14 protein-coding genes and 4 pseudogenes are annotated in these 20,161 nt (G+C 65.4%); 12 read left to right on the forward strand and 6 right to left on the reverse strand.

Annotated elements, in window-relative coordinates; genetic code table 11:
- Positions 1–4: 4 nt before the first annotated feature.
- Together XAXN_RS05730 and XAXN_RS05735 are read right to left on the reverse strand one after the other, a co-directional pair.
- A complete protein-coding gene (locus XAXN_RS05730) occupies positions 5–2,014 on the reverse strand; it encodes a chemotaxis protein CheA (RefSeq protein WP_054318841.1) in 2,010 nt (669 codons plus the stop codon).
- 18 nt (positions 2,015–2,032) lie between these two features.
- Complete coding sequence (locus tag XAXN_RS05735) at positions 2,033–2,362, reverse strand: STAS domain-containing protein (protein WP_003488096.1); 330 nt, start codon at positions 2,360–2,362, stop codon at positions 2,033–2,035.
- Between the two features lie 554 nt (positions 2,363–2,916).
- Between XAXN_RS05735 and XAXN_RS05740 the strand changes: the two are divergent.
- The 3 genes and pseudogenes from XAXN_RS05740 to XAXN_RS05745 all read left to right on the forward strand — a co-directional run.
- Positions 2,917–3,252 (forward strand): annotated as a pseudogene (locus XAXN_RS05740) (hypothetical protein); the annotation flags it as partial.
- The gene (locus XAXN_RS23595) at positions 3,227–3,367 is read left to right on the forward strand and encodes a hypothetical protein (protein WP_167694758.1); all 141 of its coding nucleotides are present in this window, start codon (positions 3,227–3,229) and stop codon (positions 3,365–3,367) included. The pseudogene XAXN_RS05740 and the gene XAXN_RS23595, both read left to right, overlap by 26 nt.
- A 1-nt stretch (position 3,368) precedes the next feature.
- Positions 3,369–4,028: pseudogene (locus tag XAXN_RS05745) on the forward strand (hypothetical protein); the annotation flags it as partial.
- A gap of 203 nt (positions 4,029–4,231) precedes the next feature.
- Here the strand turns inward: XAXN_RS05745 and mfd are convergent.
- The 3 genes from mfd to XAXN_RS05760 form a co-directional block, all read right to left on the reverse strand.
- Positions 4,232–7,696 carry a transcription-repair coupling factor gene (mfd, locus tag XAXN_RS05750; protein WP_054318843.1) on the reverse strand — a complete coding sequence of 1,155 codons (3,465 nt, stop codon included), beginning with the start codon at positions 7,694–7,696 and terminating at the stop codon, positions 4,232–4,234.
- A gap of 567 nt (positions 7,697–8,263) precedes the next feature.
- Entirely contained in the window at positions 8,264–8,806 is a 543-nt protein-coding gene (locus XAXN_RS05755; protein WP_054318844.1) for a GNAT family N-acetyltransferase, read from the reverse strand.
- A gap of 391 nt (positions 8,807–9,197) precedes the next feature.
- Positions 9,198–10,106: a 23S rRNA (adenine(2030)-N(6))-methyltransferase RlmJ gene (locus tag XAXN_RS05760; RefSeq protein WP_054318853.1), complete on the reverse strand. Its 909-nt coding sequence runs from the start codon at positions 10,104–10,106 to the stop codon at positions 9,198–9,200.
- A 179-nt stretch (positions 10,107–10,285) separates the two neighbouring features.
- On the opposite strand from XAXN_RS05760, the pseudogene creB reads away from it, so the two are divergent.
- Both creB and creC read left to right on the forward strand, forming a co-directional pair.
- Positions 10,286–10,991 (forward strand): annotated as a pseudogene (creB, locus tag XAXN_RS05765) (two-component system response regulator CreB).
- A gap of 48 nt (positions 10,992–11,039) precedes the next feature.
- Positions 11,040–12,492 (forward strand): annotated as a pseudogene (gene creC / locus XAXN_RS05770) (two-component system sensor histidine kinase CreC).
- Between the two features lie 126 nt (positions 12,493–12,618).
- On the opposite strand, the gene XAXN_RS05780 reads toward creC, so the two are convergent.
- Positions 12,619–13,431, reverse strand: coding sequence for a C1 family peptidase (locus XAXN_RS05780; protein WP_054318845.1), 813 nt, complete (start codon positions 13,429–13,431; stop codon positions 12,619–12,621).
- Positions 13,432–13,821: 390 nt separating this feature from the next.
- Here XAXN_RS05780 and XAXN_RS05785 point away from each other — a divergent pair, with 390 nt between their 5' ends.
- The 7 genes from XAXN_RS05785 to XAXN_RS05815 all read left to right on the forward strand — a co-directional run bounded on the left by XAXN_RS05785 (position 13,822) and on the right by XAXN_RS05815 (position 20,146).
- A complete protein-coding gene (locus XAXN_RS05785) occupies positions 13,822–14,958 on the forward strand; it encodes an inner membrane CreD family protein (RefSeq protein ID WP_054318846.1) in 1,137 nt (378 codons plus the stop codon).
- Between the two features lie 7 nt (positions 14,959–14,965).
- The gene (locus XAXN_RS05790) at positions 14,966–15,388 is read left to right on the forward strand and encodes a hypothetical protein (RefSeq protein ID WP_054318847.1); all 423 of its coding nucleotides are present in this window, start codon (positions 14,966–14,968) and stop codon (positions 15,386–15,388) included.
- Positions 15,385–16,035, forward strand: coding sequence for a GNAT family N-acetyltransferase (locus XAXN_RS05795; protein WP_174515576.1), 651 nt, complete (start codon positions 15,385–15,387; stop codon positions 16,033–16,035). Before XAXN_RS05790 ends, XAXN_RS05795 begins: the two co-directional genes overlap by 4 nt.
- A 123-nt stretch (positions 16,036–16,158) precedes the next feature.
- Positions 16,159–17,043, forward strand: coding sequence for a carbon-nitrogen hydrolase family protein (locus XAXN_RS05800; protein ID WP_054318848.1), 885 nt, complete (start codon positions 16,159–16,161; stop codon positions 17,041–17,043).
- Between the two features lie 19 nt (positions 17,044–17,062).
- Positions 17,063–18,154: a DUF3616 domain-containing protein gene (locus tag XAXN_RS05805; RefSeq protein ID WP_054318849.1), complete on the forward strand. Its 1,092-nt coding sequence runs from the start codon at positions 17,063–17,065 to the stop codon at positions 18,152–18,154.
- Between the two features lie 68 nt (positions 18,155–18,222).
- Entirely contained in the window at positions 18,223–19,626 is a 1,404-nt protein-coding gene (gene gltX / locus XAXN_RS05810) for a glutamate--tRNA ligase (protein ID WP_054318850.1), read from the forward strand.
- 13 nt (positions 19,627–19,639) lie between these two features.
- Entirely contained in the window at positions 19,640–20,146 is a 507-nt protein-coding gene (locus tag XAXN_RS05815) for a transcriptional repressor (protein ID WP_054318851.1), read from the forward strand.
- Positions 20,147–20,161: the final 15 nt, after the last annotated feature.

The raw sequence follows: 20,161 nt of genomic DNA on the forward strand, positions 1-20,161 counted from the left end.
GCGTTCAGGCCGCCAACGCATCCTGGTTGGGATGCAACTGCTGAATCAGGCTGGGCACATCCAAAATCAGTGCGACATCGCCGCTTCCCAGAATGCTCGAGCCGCTGATGCCTTTGACCTGCGCAAAGACCTTGGACAGCGGCTTGATCACCGTCTGCCATTCGCCGAGCAGGGTGTCCACCACCAGGCCAAAACGCTGCGCGCCCTGGCGGATCACCACGATGCTTTCGCGCGCCGGCGTCTTGCCGCCCAGCGCGAACAGTTTGCGCAGGCGCACGTAGGGCAACACGCTGCCGCGCAGGTCGATGTAGTCGCTGGCGTAGTCGGGGATGAACTCCACGCACTCTTCGACCACATCCAGCGGCACCACGAAGACCGATTTGCCCACGCCGACCTGGAAGCCGTTGATGATGGCCAGCGTCAGCGGCAGGCGCACCGAGATGGTGGTGCCCACGCCGGCGGCGCTGTCGATGTCGACCGTGCCGCGCAGTGCGGTGATGTTGCGCTTGACCACGTCCATGCCCACGCCGCGCCCGGACAGATTGGTGACCTTTTCCGCAGTGGAAAACCCCGGTTCGAAGATCATCGCGAAGACGTCGCGGTCGCTGAGTTGGCGGCCTGGTTCGATCAGGCCACGTTCGAGCGCCTTGGCCAGGATGCGGTCGCGGTTCAAGCCGCCACCGTCGTCGGTGATCTGGATGACGATGCTGCCGGAGTCGTGATATGCGTTGAGCCCGACGGTGCCGCGCGCAGGCTTGCCGCGCGCCACCCGCACGTCTGCCGGCTCGATGCCGTGGTCCATCGCATTGCGCACCAGATGGGTGAGCGGGTCGCCGATCTTTTCCACCACCGACTTGTCCAATTCGGTGTCTTCGCCGGCCACCACCAGCGCGATGTCCTTGCCGAGTTCGCGGGCCACGTCGTGCACCACGCGCTGGAAGCGGCTGAAGGTGCCGCCGATCTTGACCATGCGCAGCTGCAACGCGCTTTCGCGCACGTCTTCGACCAGGCCAGCCAGGATCGAGGCCGATTCCAGCAACTGCGCATCGCCGGTGCGTTGCGCATTGGCACTGGTGCTGGACACGGCGATGATGAGTTCGCCGACCAGATCGATCATGCGATCGAGCTTGTCGGCGTCCACGCGGATGGAGCGCGCGTCGGCGCTGCGCGCGGCAGCGTCCGGCGCGGCACGGCCTGGGGCCGAAGCGGCGCTGGGGACTGCAGCAAGCGACTTGTTCGGCGCGGGGCTGGCTGCCATCTCGACGGTGAGCAATTCAGCGGCATCCGATGGCGCCGGAACCGACACGATCTCCAGATCGCAATCGTCGCGGACGAATTCGAACACCTCTTCGATGGCGGCGCGGTCGGCATCGCTGCGCAGCAGGATCTGAAAACCAAGGTAGTTGGCTTCCGGGTCGAGGTCGTCGAATGCCGGCAGCTGGCTGATGTCGGTGTTGATCGATTCGACCGAGCCCAGGCTGCGCAGGTTGCGAATCAGCTTGAGCGGCGAATTGCCGAAGCGCAGCGCGTCGGCAAACAGTTTCAGGGTGATGCGCCAGTAACCGCTCTGCTTTTCCGGTGCGCCTTGCGCAACGGCGGCTGCAGTGACGCCGCAGGCGCTGCGTTGCAGATACGTCTGCAATTGCGCCAGCAGCGGCTCGGCTTCGGCGGCCAGCGCGACCGGGTCGGCGTGGCTCGGGTCTGCGGCGGTTTCCACCAGGGCATGGATATGGTCGCAGCACACCAGCAGCAGCCCGATCAGTTCCGAGCTCAAGCTCAGCGCTTGGTCGCGGACCAGATCCAGCACGCTTTCGACCACATGGGTGAAGCCGACCAGCTGCGGCAGGTCGAACAGGCCACCTGAGCCCTTGATGGTGTGCGCGGCGCGGAAGATGGCATTGACCGCATCCGGCGACGGTTCGCCCCGCTCGGCTTCGAGCAGATGCCGTTCCATGTCTTCGAGCAGGTCCCGGCTCTCGGCCAGGAAGGTCTGCATCAGCTGGTTCATGTCCATGCGCGCGTCACCAGTCCGTTAGTGAATTCGTTCGCCCAGGCCTGCAACCGCATGCGGGTACAGGGCCTCGAGCAGGCCGAGCAGTTCGATGACATCGACCACGGCGCGGCTGGAATCGGTCAGCGAAAACGGGCGGCCATCGGCCTGGATCGCCTGCTTGGTGGCCAGCAACAATTGCAGGCCGGTGGTATCGATCTCGCTGACGGCGGCCAGATCCAGATGCAATCCACCCGGATGCAGCAAGGCCGGCTGCAGCAACGGCTTGAGCTCGGCGGCGCGGCGAATGGTCATCTCACCCTCCAGGGCAAGTGTCAGCGGCGCGGGTAGATCGGACAGTGGCGTGTTCATCGGTGCCTCAAGCGGTGCGATGGCGCACGGGTGCGCGCCATGGCTTGGGAAGGTCGCGACGGCGCGGGTGTGTGTGAGCAACGCTGCACACGGCCATGCCGGTCTATGCAGGTATCGGCGCCTCTTGGAAATATTTAGGCAAAATTCAGCGCGATGACGGATTTGCGAAGCCCGTCACCGCCTGCGGATTAATTGCTCAGCTTTGTCGGAAGCAAGCTCAGGGAGACTGTTCGGGCCTGTCTTGTTGGACAGTTCGCCCCGTTCCGGCACGGCGTGGCAGGTGACGCTCCTACTTGCTCGCGCGCGTAAGGCGCCGGCAGGCTCTTTGTCTGCGCCGGATGCGTGGCGCGATGGCTGCCATAGACCGGCCAGCGCGATCAGGCAGGGGGCTCGCCTGCCTGGTCGCTCTTCACACGGATGGTCGCGCTCGGTGCGGTCGCCGCTTGCGGGCGCCGCAGTGCCTCAGCCCGGTCACAATGCCGCCAACAGGCCGCGTGCCGCATTGAAACGGTCGGCGCCTTCGGGCATCGGCAGTTTGATGCGCAGTTTGTCAGGGCCATCCATCGCAGCAGAGGCAAACGCACGCCATCGACTCCAAGAACGACGTGGCGATCGATGAAGCCTTGAAGCGGATTGCCAGCAGCGCCAGCACGCATGCCCTGATCCAGCGCGGCCGTGAACACCTGGAAGCCAAGGCCATGCAGGAAGCGCAGGAACAGGTCGGCGTACGCCAGGCGTTGGCAATGGACATGCCGGCAGAAGTGCAAACCAGCCGCGGCCCGGTGATGGTGATGACGCTGCCGCAGTTTGCTCATGGACCGATGATGCAGGGCGGGCCGCAGGGTGGCGACGGTGGAGGCGACGGTGGAGGCGATGGAGGAGGCGCATGAGGCGCAGGAGGCGCAGGAGGCGCAGGAGGCGCAGGAGGCGCAGGAGGCGCAGGAGGCGCAGGAGGCGGAGGAGGCGGTTGAATCGGCCGCTCGTGCAGCGCATCGACTTTTTTGAGAGGAACAACACAATGGATTTACAGGGCAGAGTTGTCTTCGCCGACGCTGATGCCGCGGTGAAGGCATCCAATCAGGCATTGCAGGAAGCGATCGATGTCCTGGCCACCTTGATTGCCGTGCAACAGCGAGCAGAGCACAGCCTGGAAGATCTGGTCCGGCACCAGCTGCAGCTATTACAGAGCGCGGTCAACGGCGCCGATCAACGTATCAACCGGGTGGTGGAGAACGCGCTCCCACGTCTGACGCAATTGAGCAATCAGGCGTTGACGCAAACGCTGGAACCGGCCGCTGCTCGGTTCACCAAGAAGATGGTCGATGCAGGGCAGACGCTGGAGCATGCCACCTATCGGTATGCGCAAGCACAGCACAGCCTGGAAGCAACGGCGACGCGACGCATGTGGATCGGATTGGCTGCGATGGCCGTCGGGGCAATCATGTGCCTTGCGGCGGTAGGCTACGCAGTCAAGGCAGCCCAACCCATTCTGGCCGACGCCAAGCAGCGCCGCGCGGAGATCGCCTATCTGGACCGCGTAGCCCGCGCAAATATCGTTCCCTGCGACGAAAACAGGCTGTGCGCCGAGTTAGAGAAGAAAGGGCGGCGATATGGTGATCGCGGTCAGTATCGTGAAATCACGCTTCGCAAATCTACTTCGCAGTAAATGCCGACGAAGATATCCGATTCCAGCGAGGTCGGATCAATCTGCATCTGGATCGTCTCTTCGATGGTGGGCCCGGGTTCCTCCATGCGGACTGCGTGCTGTTGCGCCAACCGCCAGCGCTTGCGTGACCCCCAGGCGAGTGATTTCTCAATCGTTGGACCGGCTGCGCACGTGCAGCCGTAGTTGCAGACGTGACTGCGGCTCTACCCCGGTGCCAGCGCCGCCAACAGGCCGCGTGCCGCATTGAAACGGTCGGCGCCTTCGGGCATCGGCAGCTTGATGCGCAGTTTGTCGGGGCCATCCATGGTGTAGATCTTCGGCTGTTTCTGGATCATCTGGATGATGGTCATCAGGTCGATCGCCGGCTTGGCCTCGAACACCAGCCGCCCGCCGTTTTCGCCCAGATCCAGCTTGCGCACGCCCAACGCATTGGCCTGCAGCTTGAGCTCGGCAATGGCGAACAGGTGCTTGACCGGATCCGGCAACAGGCCGAAGCGGTCGATCATCTCCACCTGCAGTTCGCGCAGCGCATCGGGGTCGCGGGCGCTGGAAATGCGCTTGTACAAGGTCAGGCGCGTGTGCACGTCGGGCAGATAATCCTCGGGAATCAGCGAGGCCACGTGCAGTTCGACGTCGGCGCCGCGCACTTCCTCGCCGGCATCCAGGTCGGGCAGCTTGCCCTGGCGGATGCTGCGCACCGCGCGCTCGAGCAGTTCGGTATAGAGGCTGAAGCCGACCTCGGCCATCTGGCCGCTCTGGTCTTCGCCGAGCAACTCACCGGCGCCGCGGATTTCCAGGTCGTGCGTGGCCAGCGTAAAGCCCGCACCGAGCTCGTCCATCGAGGCAATCGCTTCCAGGCGCTTCTCGGCATCGGAGGTCATCGAGCGGCGATCCGGCACCACCAGGTACGCATAGGCGCGGTGATGCGAGCGACCGACGCGGCCGCGCAACTGATGCAACTGTGCCAGGCCAAAACGGTCGGCGCGGTTGATGATGATGGTGTTGGCGTTGGGAATGTCGATGCCCGATTCGATGATCGTGGTCGACAGCAGCACATTGAAGCGCTGCTTCTGGAACTCCAGCATCACCCGTTCCAGCTCACGCTCGGGCATCTGCCCATGCGCGATGCCGATGCGCGCTTCCGGCACCAGCTCCGAAAGATCGCGCTGCATGCGGACAATGCTTTCCACATCGTTATGCAGGAAATACAGCTGACCACCGCGACTGAGTTCGCGCTGGAAGGCTTCGCGCAGCAGCGTGTTGTCCCACGCGGTGATGAAGGTCTGCACCGCCAGGCGGTTCGGCGGCGGGGTTGCGATGATCGACAGGTCGCGCAGGCCGGCCATGGCCATGTTGAGCGTGCGCGGGATGGGCGTGGCGGTGAGCGTGAGCAGATGCACGTTGGCACGCATCGCCTTGAGCGCTTCTTTTTGCCGCACGCCGAAGCGCTGTTCCTCGTCGACCACGACCAGCCCGAGATCCTTGAACTTCACGTCCGGCTGCAGCAGCCGGTGCGTGCCGATGATCACGTCGATCTCGCCGCTGGCCACCTTTTCCAGTTCGGCCTTGATTTCCTTGGTGCTCTTGAAGCGCGAGAGCACTTCCACCTTCATCGGGTAATCCGCGAAGCGGTCGCGGAAATTGCGGTAATGCTGTTCGGCCAGCAGTGTGGTCGGCACCAGTACGGCCACCTGCTTGCCGGCGCTGGCGGCGGCGAACGCTGCACGCACTGCCACTTCGGTCTTGCCGAAACCGACGTCGCCGCACACCACACGGTCCATCGGCTGGCTGCTACCCAAATCGCGCAGCGTCGCATCGATGGCGGCAAGCTGGTCGCCGGTTTCTTCGAACGGAAATCCAGCCGCGAACGGCTCGTACATCGCCCGGTCCACCTGCAACGCCAGACCCGCGCGCGCGCGGCGGCGCGCCTGGATCTCCAGCAATTCGGCAGCGACGTCGCGGACCTTTTCGGCCGCCTTGCGCTTGGCACGGGTCCATTGCTCGCCGCCCAACGAATGCAACGGCGCGGTTTCCGCCGAGGCGCCGGAGTAGCGGCTGATCAGGTGCAGCTGCGCCACCGGCACATACAGCCGGTCGCCTTTGGCGTATTCGATTTCCAGAAATTCGCCAGGCATGCCACCGGCATCGAGCACGATCAGGCCGCGGTAGCGGCCCACTCCGTGATCCTCGTGCACGATCGGCGCGCCTTCGGACAGCTCGCCCAGGTCGCGGATGATCGCTTCCGGCTCGCGTCCGACCCGACGTGTGCGGCGCGGCTGATTGGCCCGCTCCGGGAACAGCTGGCGCTCGGTCAACAGCGCAATCTGCGGCTGATCCAGCGCAAAGCCGTCTTCCAGCGGCGCCACGGTGATGCCAAAACGCAGCGTGCCCGCCAGGAACGCCGGCACATCGGCGACCAGCCCCGGTTTCAACTGCGCGGCGGCCAGCACTTCCATCAAGGCTTCGCGGCGGCCGGCCGAATCTGCAGCGACCAGCACGCGGCCCGGATAATGGCTCAGGAACGTCGCCAGTGCCTGACCGGCCGGCGCGTCTTTTGCAGCCACCGGCAGCGGCGGCAACGGTTGGTCGCCGAGCGGGGCGGCCTCATCGATGCGCGCATGATCGCTGGCCCACACTTCGATGCGCGCCAGCTTGTTGAGCCGCTCACGCAGCGCATCCGGTGATTGGTACAGCTCGTCCGGCGGCAGCAGCGGGCGTTCCACATCGTGGCGGCGCTGTTCGTAGCGGTTCTGCGCCTGGGTCCAGAATGCGTCGGCGGCATTGGACACGCCGGTCGCAATCACCGGCAGCACGCGCTTGTCAAGGTAATCGAACAATGTCGCGGTCTTGGCGAAGAACATCGGCAGGTAATACTCGATGCCCGATGGCGCCAGCCCGGATTTCAGGTCCTGGTACAGCGCGCTGCGCCGGGTATCCACGTCGAAGCGTTCGCGCAGGCAGGCCAGCACGCGTTCCACGCTGGCATCGTCCATCGGCACTTCGCGGCCCGGCAGCATCTTGACCGCGTCCACCTTGTCCAGCGAGCGCTGAGATTCCGGGTCGAACACGCGGATCGAATCGATGTCCTCGTCCAGCAGCTCGACGCGCAAGGGCGTGTCCGCGCCCATCGGGAACACGTCCAGCAGGCCGCCGCGCATCGCGAAATCGCCCGGGTCCATCACCTGCGGCACATTGCGGTAGCCGGCGCTGTCCAGGCGGCGCTTTTCCGCATCCAGATCCAGACGCTGGCCAACGGTGAGATCGAAGCTGCCGCCGACGATGTAGCTCAGCGGCGCCAACTGCTGCAGCAAGGTCTGCACCGGCACGATCACCACGCCGCGGGTCAGGCCGGGCAGGCGGTGCAGGGCGGCCAGCCGCTGGCTGATGATTTCCGGGTGCGGGCTGAACTGGTCGTAGGGTAGGGTTTCCCAATCGGGAAACGGCACCACCGGCAGCGCAGCGTGCTCGCCGAGCAAGGCATGCAGATCGGCTTCGATCTGATGCGCGCTCTGGTTATCGCGTGCGATGACCAGGAGCGGGCCGGCATGCGCTTCGGTTGCCCGCGCAATCGACCATGCCAGCGCAGTCGGAGAGGACGGAGCGCGCCAGTAGGCGCGGAGCTGGCCGGACTTGGGCAGCGGCGGGGAGGGGAAGGTAGGCGACGGCATCAGCCCACAATTTTATCAGAGCCCCTGCTGCAGCCGGTCCATCTGGTGTGAAAGGAGAACGCCGGGCGGTCCAGCGTGGGCGCTTGCGGGGCGCGCGTCGTGCGGAGTCTGGAAGGCCCAATTCCGGGCTGCTGGTCGAGTGCGCGGCGTCCTCACCGCTTGCAGGACACGCCGCAAGTACGTCCGTGTAGGCTCGATGGCGGCATCCATGCCGCCAACGGTCCCGCAATCGGCGAGGACACCGCACCAGACAGTTGGCTGCGGGGCAATTGAAAGCAGGGCATTGCGTGGTCGGTGGCCGCTACCGCGGATAGCTTCGTTCTGAAACTTGAGAGGTCACCGCCAGGGCGAGGGCGAGGGCGAAGCCAACGATTGACCGACTTGGAAAGCGTCTGTGCGGCTCTCGTGTGCACCGCCCCACTCGACAGGTCCCGCTTTACGCGCAGTGCATGCCGCAGAAGAGCTCCCAAGGCCATACCCGGGGCGTGTCCCGCGACCGCGGGCAGGCAAAGATCCGCATCAAACCAACAGCCAAAGCGCTTTTAACGAATCCCCAATCCCAGCAACTCAAGCATCCAGCTCCAATACCATCCGCACCAGCTCCGGCGACTCCGGATGCGCCTGCGGCTTGAAGCCCAGCGATTCGGCCAACTGCAGCATCGGCACATTGCTTTGCAGCACATCGCCGAACAGGCAGTCCAGGTACTTGCGCCGTGCCCACTTGACCAGCTTGCGCATCAGCTGCCGCCCAAGCCCCTGGCCGGCGACGAAGCTGCTGACCAGGATGGTGTATTCGGCCTGGCGGGTGCCCGGTACCAGCGCGGCGCGCGCGACCGCGCCCACCAGCGCTTCGCCGGGCGGCATTTGCTCGGCGGCGACCAGCACAATCTCGCTCTTGGGGTTGGGATGGGTCAGGCGCTGCACCATATCGGTGGTGATTTCGGTGGAGGAGCGCACAAAGCGGGCGCGAATTTCCTCCGGTCCCAACAGGTTGAAAGCTCCCTGCAGCGGCGGACCATCCTCCGGACGGATCGGGCGAAGCAGAAGGGTGCGGCCATTGGGCAGGCTGAAGTTTTCATGCCAGGGAGGCATGCGATTGCGAATGGCCATGACCGGTGTTCCTTAAAGATCGGAAGATTCTGGCACCAGCCCGACGCGCAACCGTGAATGAATCCGGTGTGCCGCCGGGGGCCGACAGGAGATGGCAGTGCTTCTCACACAACTGTAACGAGCGGAGCCGTGAGCCGGTCGTGAGCGTGATGGGGCGCGCACTGTGGCAGCCGAGTGGAAGCAACGGGGCTGCCAGAAGGCGGTTGTCACCCGGCCTGGCCTTCCTGGGACATGTGCATCCGGTGCAGCGGCCGCTTGTCTGCGCTGCGCTGAAGGTGTTCGCGGCAACTGCTGTGTCGCCGACGCGGCGCGCATGGCGCGGGCCATTACAGCGGTGCAACGACAACGCCTGCATACCCACCGTGATGAGTAGGCACACGCGTCTGCCGGCTCAGCCGTCCTGGCGCAGCCACTCCAGCCGGGTCGAGGCGCCGGGCTCGCCGAGATGCTGCTTGAGCACCGGCAACGCCGGCGCCAGCATCTGGTCGAATTGCCAGGGCGCGTTGACGATCAGCAGCCCGCTGCCGGTCAGGCGCAGCGGTGAGTCGTCCGGGCGCACCTGCAGCTCGGCGACCAGCACCGACTTGGCCGGCAGCGCGGCGGCCTTGCGCATGAAGGGCTGCAGGCTGCGGCGCAGCTTGATCGGATACCACACCATGCAGATCGCCTGCGGCCAGCGCGCCAGCGCCTCGCGCACGCTATGGATGATCTGCGGGTATTCGGCGTTCTGCGCTTCGTAGGGCGGGTCGATCAGCATCAGCCCGCGGCCGATCTTGGTTTCGCCAGCCCGCGGCGGCAGGAAGGCGCGGATTGCCGCATACCCGTCGCCGGCGTGCACGCGCACCCGGCTGTCCCTGGCGAACAAGGCCTTGAGCGCCTCGGCTTCGTCGGGCTGCAGTTCGCAAAATGCCATGCGGTCCTGCTCGCGCAGTGCTTGCGCAGCCAGCAACGGCGAGCCGGGGTAATGGTTGATCTGGATGCCGGCGGTAGGGCGCGCCGGCTTCTGGCCGGGCGTGGCCGGGCGGGCGACGGTGTGGTTGTCGGCCTGCACCGCGCGCAGATAGCGCTCGACCACCTCGGGCAAGCTGGCCTTAGCCATCAGCCGCATCACGCCGGCATCGGCCTCGTTGGTCTTGCGGCTCTCTTCGCCACCGAGTTGGTAGCGGCCGCGCCCGGCGTGGGTATCGAGCACGAAGAGCGGGGTGTCCTTGCGCTTGAGGCTGTCGATCAAGGCAAGCAGGGCGATGTGCTTAAGCACGTCGGCATGGTTGCCGGCATGGAAGGCGTGGCGATAGTTCATCGCGGCAGTGTAGAGGCTGCGGCGCGATTTGTTGCTGCCCATTCCGGGCGACGCGGTGCAAGCGCGCGGTGGCGACAGCCAGATGCCGCGTGATACCGCGAGCAGCATGGGGTGTGCGTCCTGTCTTGCCACGCCATGCGTGGCCCACCTCCACCTGTAGGCCGTACCCGCATGCCGGTATGCTGCGCGGCATGTCCGAGTCTGCCGCCCGCGTGCTCGTCGTCGAAGACGAAGCAGCCATTGCCGATACGGTGCTCTACGCGCTGCGCAGCGAGGGCTATGCGCCCGAGCATTGCCTGCTGGGCCGCGATGTGCTGACGCGTCTACGCGCCGATCCTGCCGATGTGGTGGTCCTCGACGTGGGCCTGCCGGACATCAACGGGTTCGAGGTGTGCCGCACGTTGCGCAGTTTCAGCGAGGTGCCGGTGATCTTTCTGACCGCGCGCAACGACGAGATCGACCGCGTGCTTGGCCTGGAGCTGGGTGCCGACGATTACATGGCCAAGCCGTTCTCGCCGCGCGAGCTGGTGGCGCGCGTGCGTGCGCGCCTGCGTCGACGCCATGCGGACGCGCAGGCCGAATCGGGCTGGCAGCCACACGGTGCCTTTGCGATCGACCGCGAGGGCAGCCGCATCCGCTATGGCCAGACCCTGCTGCCACTGACACGCTACGAATACGCGCTGCTGGCAGCGTTGTTGCAGCGTCCCGGTGCGATCCTGAGCCGCGCGCAGCTGATGGACCGCGGCTGGGGATGCCAGCGCCGACAGCGCAGACCGCACCGTCGACACCCACATCAAGACGCTACGCAGCAAGCTGCGCCTGGCCGGCGTGCCGGCCGACCCGATCCGCACCCACCGTGGCCTTGGTTACGCGTTGGAAGTGTAGGTATGCGCTGGCACGCACGTGGCGACCTGAGCGAGGCTGCGCGCTGACATGCGGCTCGGTCTCAAGCTGTTTCTGGATTTCTTCCTGATCGTGGGCCTGGCCGCGTTTTTCGTGATGCACGTGTTCGTCAACGAGGTCAAGCCAGGCGTGCGCCAGGCGATGGAATCCACGCTGGTGGATGCGGCCAATGTGCTGGCGGAAATCGCCAGCAGCGAACTGGCTGCCGGCACGCTTGCCGATGGCAGCTTCGCGCGCAACGTGGCAAGGGCGCAGCAGCGCGACCCAAAGGCGTGGGTGTGGCGCTTCCGCAAGAACAACGTGGATTACCGCGTCACCGTCACCGATGCGCGCGGGGTGGTGGTGTTCGATTCGCTGGGCCGCGATGTGGGCCGCGACAACTCGCGCTGGAATGATTTCTACCGCACCCTGCGCGGCGAATACGGCGCGCGTTCCAGCCCGGAAATCGATGGCGACCCCACTGCAACAGTGATGCATGTGGCCGCGCCGATCTACGCGCCGGACGACTCCAAGAAACTGATCGGCGTGCTGACCGTGGCGCAGCCCAACCGCAGCATCGACCCGTTTATCGAAGCCAGCCAGCGCAATATCCTGCAGCGCGGCGCCTGGTTGATCGGCATCTCTGCACTGATCGGCATCTTGATGACCTGGTGGCTGATGCGCGGCATTGGCCGGCTCAATCGCTATGCGCAGGCGGTGAGCGCCGGCATTCCGGTGCCGCCGCCCCAACCGCGTGGCGATGAAATCGGCGATCTGGGACAGGCGCTGGAGAGCATGCGCCGCAAGCTGGAAGGCAAGGGCGTACGTGGAGCAGTACGTGCAGTCGCTGACGCATGAGATGAAAAGCCCGCTGGCGGCGATTCGCGGTGCCTCGGAGTTGTCGACCGAGTCACTGCCGGAGGCCGACCGCCAGCATTTCGTTGCCACCATCTGTGTACAGGAACACCGGCTCACCGAAACCATCGACAAGCTGCTGGCACTGGCCGAGGTGGAGCAGCACGGCTGGCTGCAGAAGCGCGAGCGCATCGGTGTTGGCGGGCTGCTGCAGGCTGCCGCGGACGCGGTGGCGCTGCGGCGTGCAGCGGCTGCGGGCGTAACCGTGGAGGTGGATGCAGGAGCCGGGATCTCAGGCGATCAGCACGTACTCGGCGATGGTTTTCTGCCGAGACAGGCACTGATCAATCTGCTCGAAAACGCCATCGCGTTTTCGAAGCACGACAGCCATGTGCGCCTGCGCGCGCTGCTGCGCGATGGACATTGGGAGTTTGTGGTCGAAGACCGTGGCAGTGACGTGCTGGATTACGCGCTTGGGCGCGTCTTCGAGCGTTTCTGTTCGCTGGCACGCCCGCAGACCGGTCAGCGCAGCTCCGGCCTTGGCTTGCCGTTCGTGCGCGAGGTTGCGCGCCTGCATGGCGGGGACGTGACGCTGGGCAATCGTCACGGTGGCGGTGCGCGTGCAGTGTTGCGCCTGCCGATCGGCTGAGTCGCTGCAGGCAGTTGTCGCGGTTGGCTGGCGCCGGTGGCCAGTGTGCGTTCAAGGCTGCGGCATGCGCCAGAGCACATGCCGCGCCCGCATCAATCGCAGCGCACGGCGTGCGGCCGCGCTGTCCTAGTGCACCACGTCGGCGACGATCACATCCTTGGCGACCACCGACCAGGACAGTTTGCCGAAGCCCTTGTTGCCCCATTGGGTGCCCCAGCTGTTTTCCACGATCAGCCCTTGGCTGTCGTAGCCCAGCGCGATGACGCCATGCCCGCCGCGAATCGCCGTTTTGGTGTCGTAATCGACCTGATTCTTGGGAGTCAGCTCGTCAAAGCCCTGGCGCACATTGAAGCCGATCGCCACCGGCGTGGAGGAGGCAAGGGCGAGCTTGATCTGTTCGATCAAGGCGCGTCCGCCATTGCCTTTACCCGAATACAGCACGGTGTAGTGGCGATACGGCGTCGGGTTCTTGGCAGCGTTGGCCTTGTCGGCGGCAGTGGGTTGGTGTTTCCAGTCGTAGTTGCCCCACGAATAGTGCTGCTCGGTGTCGATGCCCTGCGCAAGCGCGATCTCCAGCGGCGCTTCCATGGTGGAGCCTTCATCCTCGCCGCCGTTGACCTGGCTGTACAGGTACATCGGGGCAAAGCGCGTCTGGGCCTGTTTGTTGGCGTTGGCATACCAACCGGTCAGGGTGTGAGCGATCGCCCATGACGCGCATGATCCGACCTGGCCTTGGTCGCCCGGCGTGATTGCCCATGCAGTCAGGTCGACACTGGCAGGCAGCGGTTTGCTGACGCTTTCGGTACCGAACAACGGGGTGACTGGCTGCATCAGCGACGAAGGCTTCAGGCCCATGCCGTGCACTGCCGCCTGCGTGGTAGCGGCGGTCAGGCTCAGGGCGGCGAGCAGGCAAAGGGCGAGCGAACGTTGCGTGTTCATGAAAGACAGCTCCAGGCAAGAGAGGAATGCAGTCGTGCGCAGTGACCAAACCGCCGCCGAGTAGGCATGCGGCTCAAGCCCTCATCGAAGAACAGCGAACCGGAAGCCGCGATCAGATAAAAAGGAAGATTCGGGGCTGCGCACCTGCCCACGCATCGTTACGCGTAAATGACGATGCCTGCGGCGGCAAGGCGAAGTGCTGCCGATCAAACGGAAGCTTGTTTTGGGCGCGTGTTGCACTTTGGAGTTTCAAAGACCGTATTTCGTCAGTGCGTCACAGTGCCGGTTGCCGCATAGCCGGTCGCCCATTTCACATTCGCTTCAAATTCGCCTCAAACCGCCGACACCGGCGCAGCGCACCCTGGCCATCTCTCAAGCTGAGGATGGCCGATGAAATCCCTGACACTGTTATTGCGGTTCGCCACCATCGGTGGGCTGATCCTACTGTTGCTGATTCCGCTGCTCCTGATCCGTGGCGCGGTGCAGGACCGCGCGCGCTACCGCGACGAGGCGGTGGAGCGGGTGGCGCAGAGCAAGGCCGGCGAGCAGCAGTTCATCGCGCCGGTGCGGGTGCTGCCGTATACCGAAGAGGTGCAGGTCACCGAGCCGGACGAGCAGGGCAACCAGCGCAAGGTCTGGCGCAAGCGCGGAGGTACGCTGCTGCAAACGCCGCGTCGCCTGACACTCAGTGGCGAAATGGTGCCCTCGGTGCGCGAGGTGGGCCTGTATCGGGTGCAGGTGTATTCCTGGAAGGCCACCTTGCATGCTGAGTACGACCCCTTCGACTACGCGGCCGCGCCAAGCCGTGTGTATGGCCAGCCGTACCTGGCAATCGGTATTTCCGACGTGCGCGGTTTGGTGGGCACGCCGCGCCTGCAGGTCGATGGCCGCACGCTGGCGCTGGAGAGCGGCGCAGGCGCACTGGCCGACCGTTCGGCGGGCATCCATGCCCAATTGGGGCCGCTGGCCGACCAGGTCGCCGGCCGGCTGCAGGACGGCAACGTGGTGGACATGCAGCTCGTGCTGGACGGCACGCGTCGGCTGGCCATCGCGCCGATCGCCGACAACAACGACATCGCCCTGCGCTCGGCCTGGCAGCACCCGTCCTTCGGCGGCCGCTTCCTGCCGACTGCACCGAGCATCGGGCCGAAGGGCTTCGATGCGAGCTGGTCGCTGTCGTCGCTGGCCAACGGTGCGCAGACGCAGTTGCAATCCAGCCATGCGGCGTTGGATATGTTGGAAGTGCGCCGTTCCGAACACATCGCATTCTGGCAGGCCTATCTGGTGTCGGCGGCGGCGTGTATCGGCCTGCAGTTCTTCTACCTGTCCGGTGTGTTGCGCAGTTGGGTGCGTGCGGCCGGCTTTTCGGTGATGCTCACCGCCTTGTACGCGGTGCTCTACAGCCTGTTGATTTCCGAAGACAACGCGCTGCTGATGGGGGCGTTGCTGTTGTTAGGCATCCTGGCCAGCATCATGTGGGTCACCCGCAAGCTCGATTGGGACGGGCTTGGCAATAGCCTGCGCTGAGGCCGGCATGCTGGCGTATGCACAGTTGCACCGGTGCGCGCAGCGTTTGCTGCCCGCCGGCATCGACACGGTGGCGCTGCTTCCCGCAGCGCTGCCGCATTCTTGGGAACGCTCGGCGCTGTTGGCCTTGCCCTTGAACCGCGACAGGCGCCACGGGGCGGTGGGCCTGCGGATCCACGCATGCACCGTGCAGCAATTGCGCATTGGCGGGCATGCCTTCTTGCAGGCGGCAGCGCAGCAGCACACCCGCACCGGCAACGCATGGGCACCCAGCGATGGGCCGTGGCAACGACTGCGCAATGGCAGCCACTGGGCACGCAGCACCGATGCGCTGCTCGGGGTACTGCTGGCCATCGACGAGGCGGCGGTGTGGTTGTTGTGGCAGCAGCCGCAGACCCGCGTTTCGAACCATGGTCATTGGCTGCGTTGAAGCATGCCATTGCAGCCACGCCCGGCTGGCTTACCATGGCCGGCATGACTGGCTCCTCGTTGATGGTGGAAACGGTGCGCGGCACGCAGGTGCTGCCGTATCTGGATGCGGTGGCGCAGCTGCGTATCAGCGTGTTCGCCGCCTGGCCGTATCTGTACCAAGGCGATGCCGCGTACGAGCGCGACTATCTGGCGGCCTATGCGGCATCGCCAGACAGCGTCTTCGTGCTGGCGCGCGATGGCGATGCGGTGATCGGTGCATCTACCGGCTTGCCGCTGCTCGACGATAGCGACGCGTTCCACGCACCGTTCCGTGCCGCAGGCATCGATCCGGCCAGCGTGTTCTATTTCGGCGAATCGGTGTTGCTGCCAGCGTATCGCGGGCGGGGGATCGGTCATGCATTTTTCGACCGGCGCGAAGCGCATGCACGCGCGCTGGGCCGCTTCGCACTGACCGTGTTCTGTTCGGTGGAACGTGCCCCGGACGACCCACGCAAGCCAGCCGATTACCGCGGCAGCGAGGCGTTCTGGCGCAAACGTGGCTACGCCCCGCAGCCGGGCATGCACGTGCACCTGCAGTGGGCAGAGTTGCAACACGGCGAGATCGATCACCGCTTGGCTGTGTGGACACGTGCGTTGCCGCAGTGAGCGCGGCTGCCGCCCGACAGCGACTGACAAGCATCGCGAGCAGTCTGCAAGGTCGCTGCACACTGCGTCGCCAGGCGCTCTGATTGCTTCGCCGCTTCGATCCAACAACCCAAAGGCCACCTGATGAAAATTGCCGTCGCCAAATACCCCATCGGCAAGCCTGTCGATTTCGCCGCGTTTGCCGCGCGTCAATCGGCCCTGGTCGCCGAAGCCGCCGCAGCCGGTGCACGGGTGGTGGTGCTGCCCGAGTATCTGTCGCTGGAGCTGGGCGCAACGTTCGGCACGCATATTTCTGCCGGCCTGCCCGAATCGCTGGTGGCTATCCAGGCGCTGCGTGGGCAATGGCTGGCGCTGTTTGCGGGGTTGGCGCGGGAACATCGGCTGCATCTGATTGCCGGCAGTTTTCTGCTGGATCCGGGCCATGGCCGCTACCGCAATCGCAGCGACTGGTTCACGCCCGAGGGCCTGCATGGCTGGCAGGACAAGCTGCAGCTCACCGGCTTCGAAAAAGCCACCGGCCTGATCGAGCCGGGCGACGCGCTGAAGGTGTTCGAGCTCGACGGCATTCGCGCAGCGATTGCGATCTGCTACGACAGCGAGTTCCCGCTGCCGGTGCGCGCGCAATACGAGGCCGGTGCGCGGTTGTTGATCGTGCCCAGTTGCACCGATACCGCCGCCGGCGCCATGCGCGTGCGCATCGGCTGCCTGGCGCGCGCGCTTGAAAATCGCGTGTTCGTCGCCCAATCGGTGACCGCGGGCCAAGCGCCGTGGAGTCCGGCGCTGGACATCAACACCGGCGAAGCGGCGGTGTTTGCGCCGATGGATGTCGGCTTTCCCGCCGATGGCGTGCTGGCGCAGACGCAAGGCCAGACAGTGTGGGCACTGGCCGAGTTGGACTTCGCTGCGTTCGAGGCCAGTCGCGCGCAGGCACAGGTGGCCAACGACCGCGATTGGTCGGGGCAGTTGGCGCCCGAGGTGACGCGTGCCAAGCTGGTTGCATTCGGTTGATCCCTTGCCCCAGGTACCCATGGCCAAGAAAACCCTGATTCCGCATAGCGTCCGGCTGGAATTCGCGCCCGGTGCGCTGGTGCACAGCAATCTGTCCGGCGCCGCCTTCACCGACGATTGGCTGTGGGTGGCCGGCGACGAAGCCTGCGCGGTGGACCGGCTGCGCAAGCTCGACCCCGTACAGCGGCAGACGCTGCGCTTCGGCGAAGGGCAGAGCTTCCCGCTGGCGGACCTGCTGGATCTGCCGGGCGAGGACGGCGAGGAGGCCGACCTGGAAGGCATGGGGCTGTCGGACGGATTCTTGTGGGTCGTCGGCTCGCACGGCAGCAAACGCAAGAACGCCAAGCGCGGCCGCGACGACGCCGACAACGCCAAACGCCTGACCAAGTTGAAGCTCGATGCCAATCGCCGGCTGCTGGCCTGCCTGCCGATCGAATATGCGCAAGACGGCACCCCGCAGTTGGTGCGCGAAGCAGCCGACGGCCGCCGGGCGCTGCGGCTCAAGGGCGACGCCAAGCACAACCAGCTCACCGACCTGCTGGCCGACGACCCGCATTTCGGCCCGTTCCTGAAGATCCCCGGCAAGGACAACGGCTTCGATATCGAAGGCATCGTGGTCGATGGCCAACGCTTGCTCTTGGGCCTGCGTGGGCCGGTGCTGCGTGGCTGGACGGCATTGCTGGAGATCCAGGTGGAAGCCCACGGCGACCACCTGCGCCTGGTCCCGCTGGACGAAGACGGCATCCTGCTGCGCAAGCATTTTCTGCAGTTGGGTGGGCTGGGCATCCGCGACCTGCATTATTCCGGCGACGATCTATATCTGCTGGCCGGGCCGACGATGGTCTTGAACGGCGAAATCCGCCTGTTCAAATGGCCGGATGCGCGCACCTTGCTGGCCGCCAATCGCGCGTCGGTGCGCTTTCAGCACGACCTGCTGGAATCGGCAGTCCTGCCGCATGGCAAGGACTGCGACCGCGCCGAGGCCATCTGCAACCTGCCCAGGCAACTGGCCGGCAAGATTCCCACCTGGCTGGTGCTGTACGACGCGCCGGGCACGGCCCGCAGCGACGGTGATTGCGTGGTGTACGGCGACCTGCTGCGCAACCGCTGAGCCAGGGGCCGGGCAAGGCCACGCTGCGCAAGGTAAAATCGGGCGACTCCCGTTTTGCAGAGCGCTCCATGACCTGCCGCACCCGTTTCGCCCCCAGCCCCACCGGTTACCTGCACATCGGCGGCGCACGCACCGCTCTGTATTGCTGGCTGGAGGCACGCCACCGCGGCGGGCAGTTCGTGCTGCGCATCGAAGACACCGACCGCGAGCGCAGCACCCAGGAAGCGATCGACGCCATCCTGGAAGCGATGGAGTGGCTGGGCCTGGGTTACGACGAAGGCCCGATCTACCAGACCCAGCGCATTGCCCGCTATCAAGAGGTTGCCGAACAATTGCTCGCGCAAGGCAAGGCGTATTACGCCTACGAAACCCGCGAAGAACTCGACGCGATGCGCGAGGCCGCCATGGCCAGGCAGGAAAAGCCGCGCTACAACGGCGCCGCCCGCGAGCAGAACCTGCCGTATCGCGACGACCCCAATCGTGTCATCCGCTTCAAGAATCCCATCGGCGGCACGGTGGTGTTCGACGACCTGATCAAGGGCCGTATCGAGATCGCCAACAGCGAGCTCGACGACATGGTGATCTTCCGCCCGGATGGGTTTCCCACCTACAACTTTGCGGTGGTGGTGGACGACTGGGACATGGGCATCACCGAGGTCATCCGCGGCGACGACCACATCAACAACACACCGCGCCAGATCAATATCTATGAGGCCCTCGGCGCGCCGGTACCCAAGTTCGCGCACATGCCGATGATCCTGGACGAGCAGGGCGCCAAGCTGTCCAAGCGCACCGGCGCGGCCGACGTCATGCAGTACAAGGACGCCGGCTATCTGCCGCATGCGTTGATCAATTACCTGGCGCGCCTGGGTTGGTCGCATGGCGACCAGGAGCTGTTCACCCAGCAGGAATTGCTGGACCTGTTCGACGTCAAGGACGTCAATTCCAAGGCCGCGCGCCTGGACATGGCCAAGCTCGGCTGGGTCAATCAGCATTATCTGAAGACCGACGACCCGGCCAGCATCGCCCCGCAGCTGGAGTACCAGCTTGCCAAGCTCGGGGTGGACATCGCTGCCGGCCCGGCCGCCGCCGATGTGGTGGTGGCGTTGCGCGAGCGCGTGCAGACCTTGAAGGAAATGGCCGAAAAAGCCGTGGTCTGGTATCAGCCGCTGGAAACCTATGACGAAGCGGCGGTGATGAAACACCTCAAGCTTGGCGCCGAGGTGCCGCTGGGCAAGGCCCGCGAGTTGTTGGCTGCGGTGGATACGTGGAGCGTGGAGAGCGTTTCGGCTGCGCTGCACGACGCTGCTGCCGCGCTGGAACTGGGCATGGGCAAGGTCGCCCAGCCGCTGCGCGTGGCCATCACCGGCACCCAGGTCAGCCCGGACATTTCGCAAACGGTGTACCTGGCCGGACGCGAGGGTGCCTTGAAACGCATCGATGCGGCACTCATCAAGATTGGAGCGGCCTGACGCCGGAGCCTGTATGACCAAGCACACCCACGCAAAAGACCTCGCCTGTACCGCACCGCATCACCACGTCGACGACGCCAACGGCTTCGTGCGCGCGGTGGAGCGTGCCTGCAGCGAACGCGGCCTGCGGCTGACGCCGATCCGCGCCAACGTGCTGCGGCTGATCGCCGATGCCGGCAAGCCGGTCAAGGCCTACGAACTGCTGGACTGGGTGCGCGAAGGCAAGGGCGGGGGCGCCGATGCACCGCCCACGGTGTACCGCGCGCTGGATTTCCTGATGGCCAACGGCTTCGTGCACAAGCTCGAATCGGTCAATGCCTTCGTCGCCTGCCACCACCCCAACAGCGCCCAGCACTCGGTGCCGTTCCTGATCTGCGACCGCTGCCATAGCGCCGTCGAGCTGGAAGATCGCGAGGTTGTGTCGCAGTTGGAAGTCCGCGCCAAGGCACTGGGGTTCCAGCCGCAGGCGCAGACGCTGGAAGTACACGGGCTCTGCGCCAGGTGTGCCGCAGCCGGCTAGGTGTTTGATCCCATG

This window comes from Xanthomonas axonopodis, assembly GCF_001304695.1.
Classification (GTDB): domain Bacteria; phylum Pseudomonadota; class Gammaproteobacteria; order Xanthomonadales; family Xanthomonadaceae; genus Xanthomonas; species Xanthomonas axonopodis.

Excerpts from the sequence above, each read along its gene's own strand:
- XAXN_RS05730 (WP_054318841.1), bottom strand. The coding sequence starts at position 2,014 with ATGGACATGAACCAGCTGATGCAGACCTTCCTGGCCGAGAGCCGGGAC.
- XAXN_RS05735 (WP_003488096.1), bottom strand. The coding sequence starts at position 2,362 with ATGAACACGCCACTGTCCGATCTACCCGCGCCGCTGACACTTGCCCTG.
- mfd (WP_054318843.1), bottom strand. The coding sequence starts at position 7,696 with ATGCCGTCGCCTACCTTCCCCTCCCCGCCGCTGCCCAAGTCCGGCCAG.
- XAXN_RS05755 (WP_054318844.1), bottom strand. The coding sequence starts at position 8,806 with ATGGCCATTCGCAATCGCATGCCTCCCTGGCATGAAAACTTCAGCCTG.
- XAXN_RS05760 (WP_054318853.1), bottom strand. The coding sequence starts at position 10,106 with ATGAACTATCGCCACGCCTTCCATGCCGGCAACCATGCCGACGTGCTT.
- XAXN_RS05780 (WP_054318845.1), bottom strand. The coding sequence starts at position 13,431 with ATGAACACGCAACGTTCGCTCGCCCTTTGCCTGCTCGCCGCCCTGAGC.
- XAXN_RS05785 (WP_054318846.1), top strand. The coding sequence starts at position 13,822 with ATGAAATCCCTGACACTGTTATTGCGGTTCGCCACCATCGGTGGGCTG.
- XAXN_RS05790 (WP_054318847.1), top strand. The coding sequence starts at position 14,966 with ATGCTGGCGTATGCACAGTTGCACCGGTGCGCGCAGCGTTTGCTGCCC.
- XAXN_RS05800 (WP_054318848.1), top strand. The coding sequence starts at position 16,159 with ATGAAAATTGCCGTCGCCAAATACCCCATCGGCAAGCCTGTCGATTTC.
- XAXN_RS05805 (WP_054318849.1), top strand. The coding sequence starts at position 17,063 with ATGGCCAAGAAAACCCTGATTCCGCATAGCGTCCGGCTGGAATTCGCG.
- gltX (WP_054318850.1), top strand. The coding sequence starts at position 18,223 with ATGACCTGCCGCACCCGTTTCGCCCCCAGCCCCACCGGTTACCTGCAC.
- XAXN_RS05815 (WP_054318851.1), top strand. The coding sequence starts at position 19,640 with ATGACCAAGCACACCCACGCAAAAGACCTCGCCTGTACCGCACCGCAT.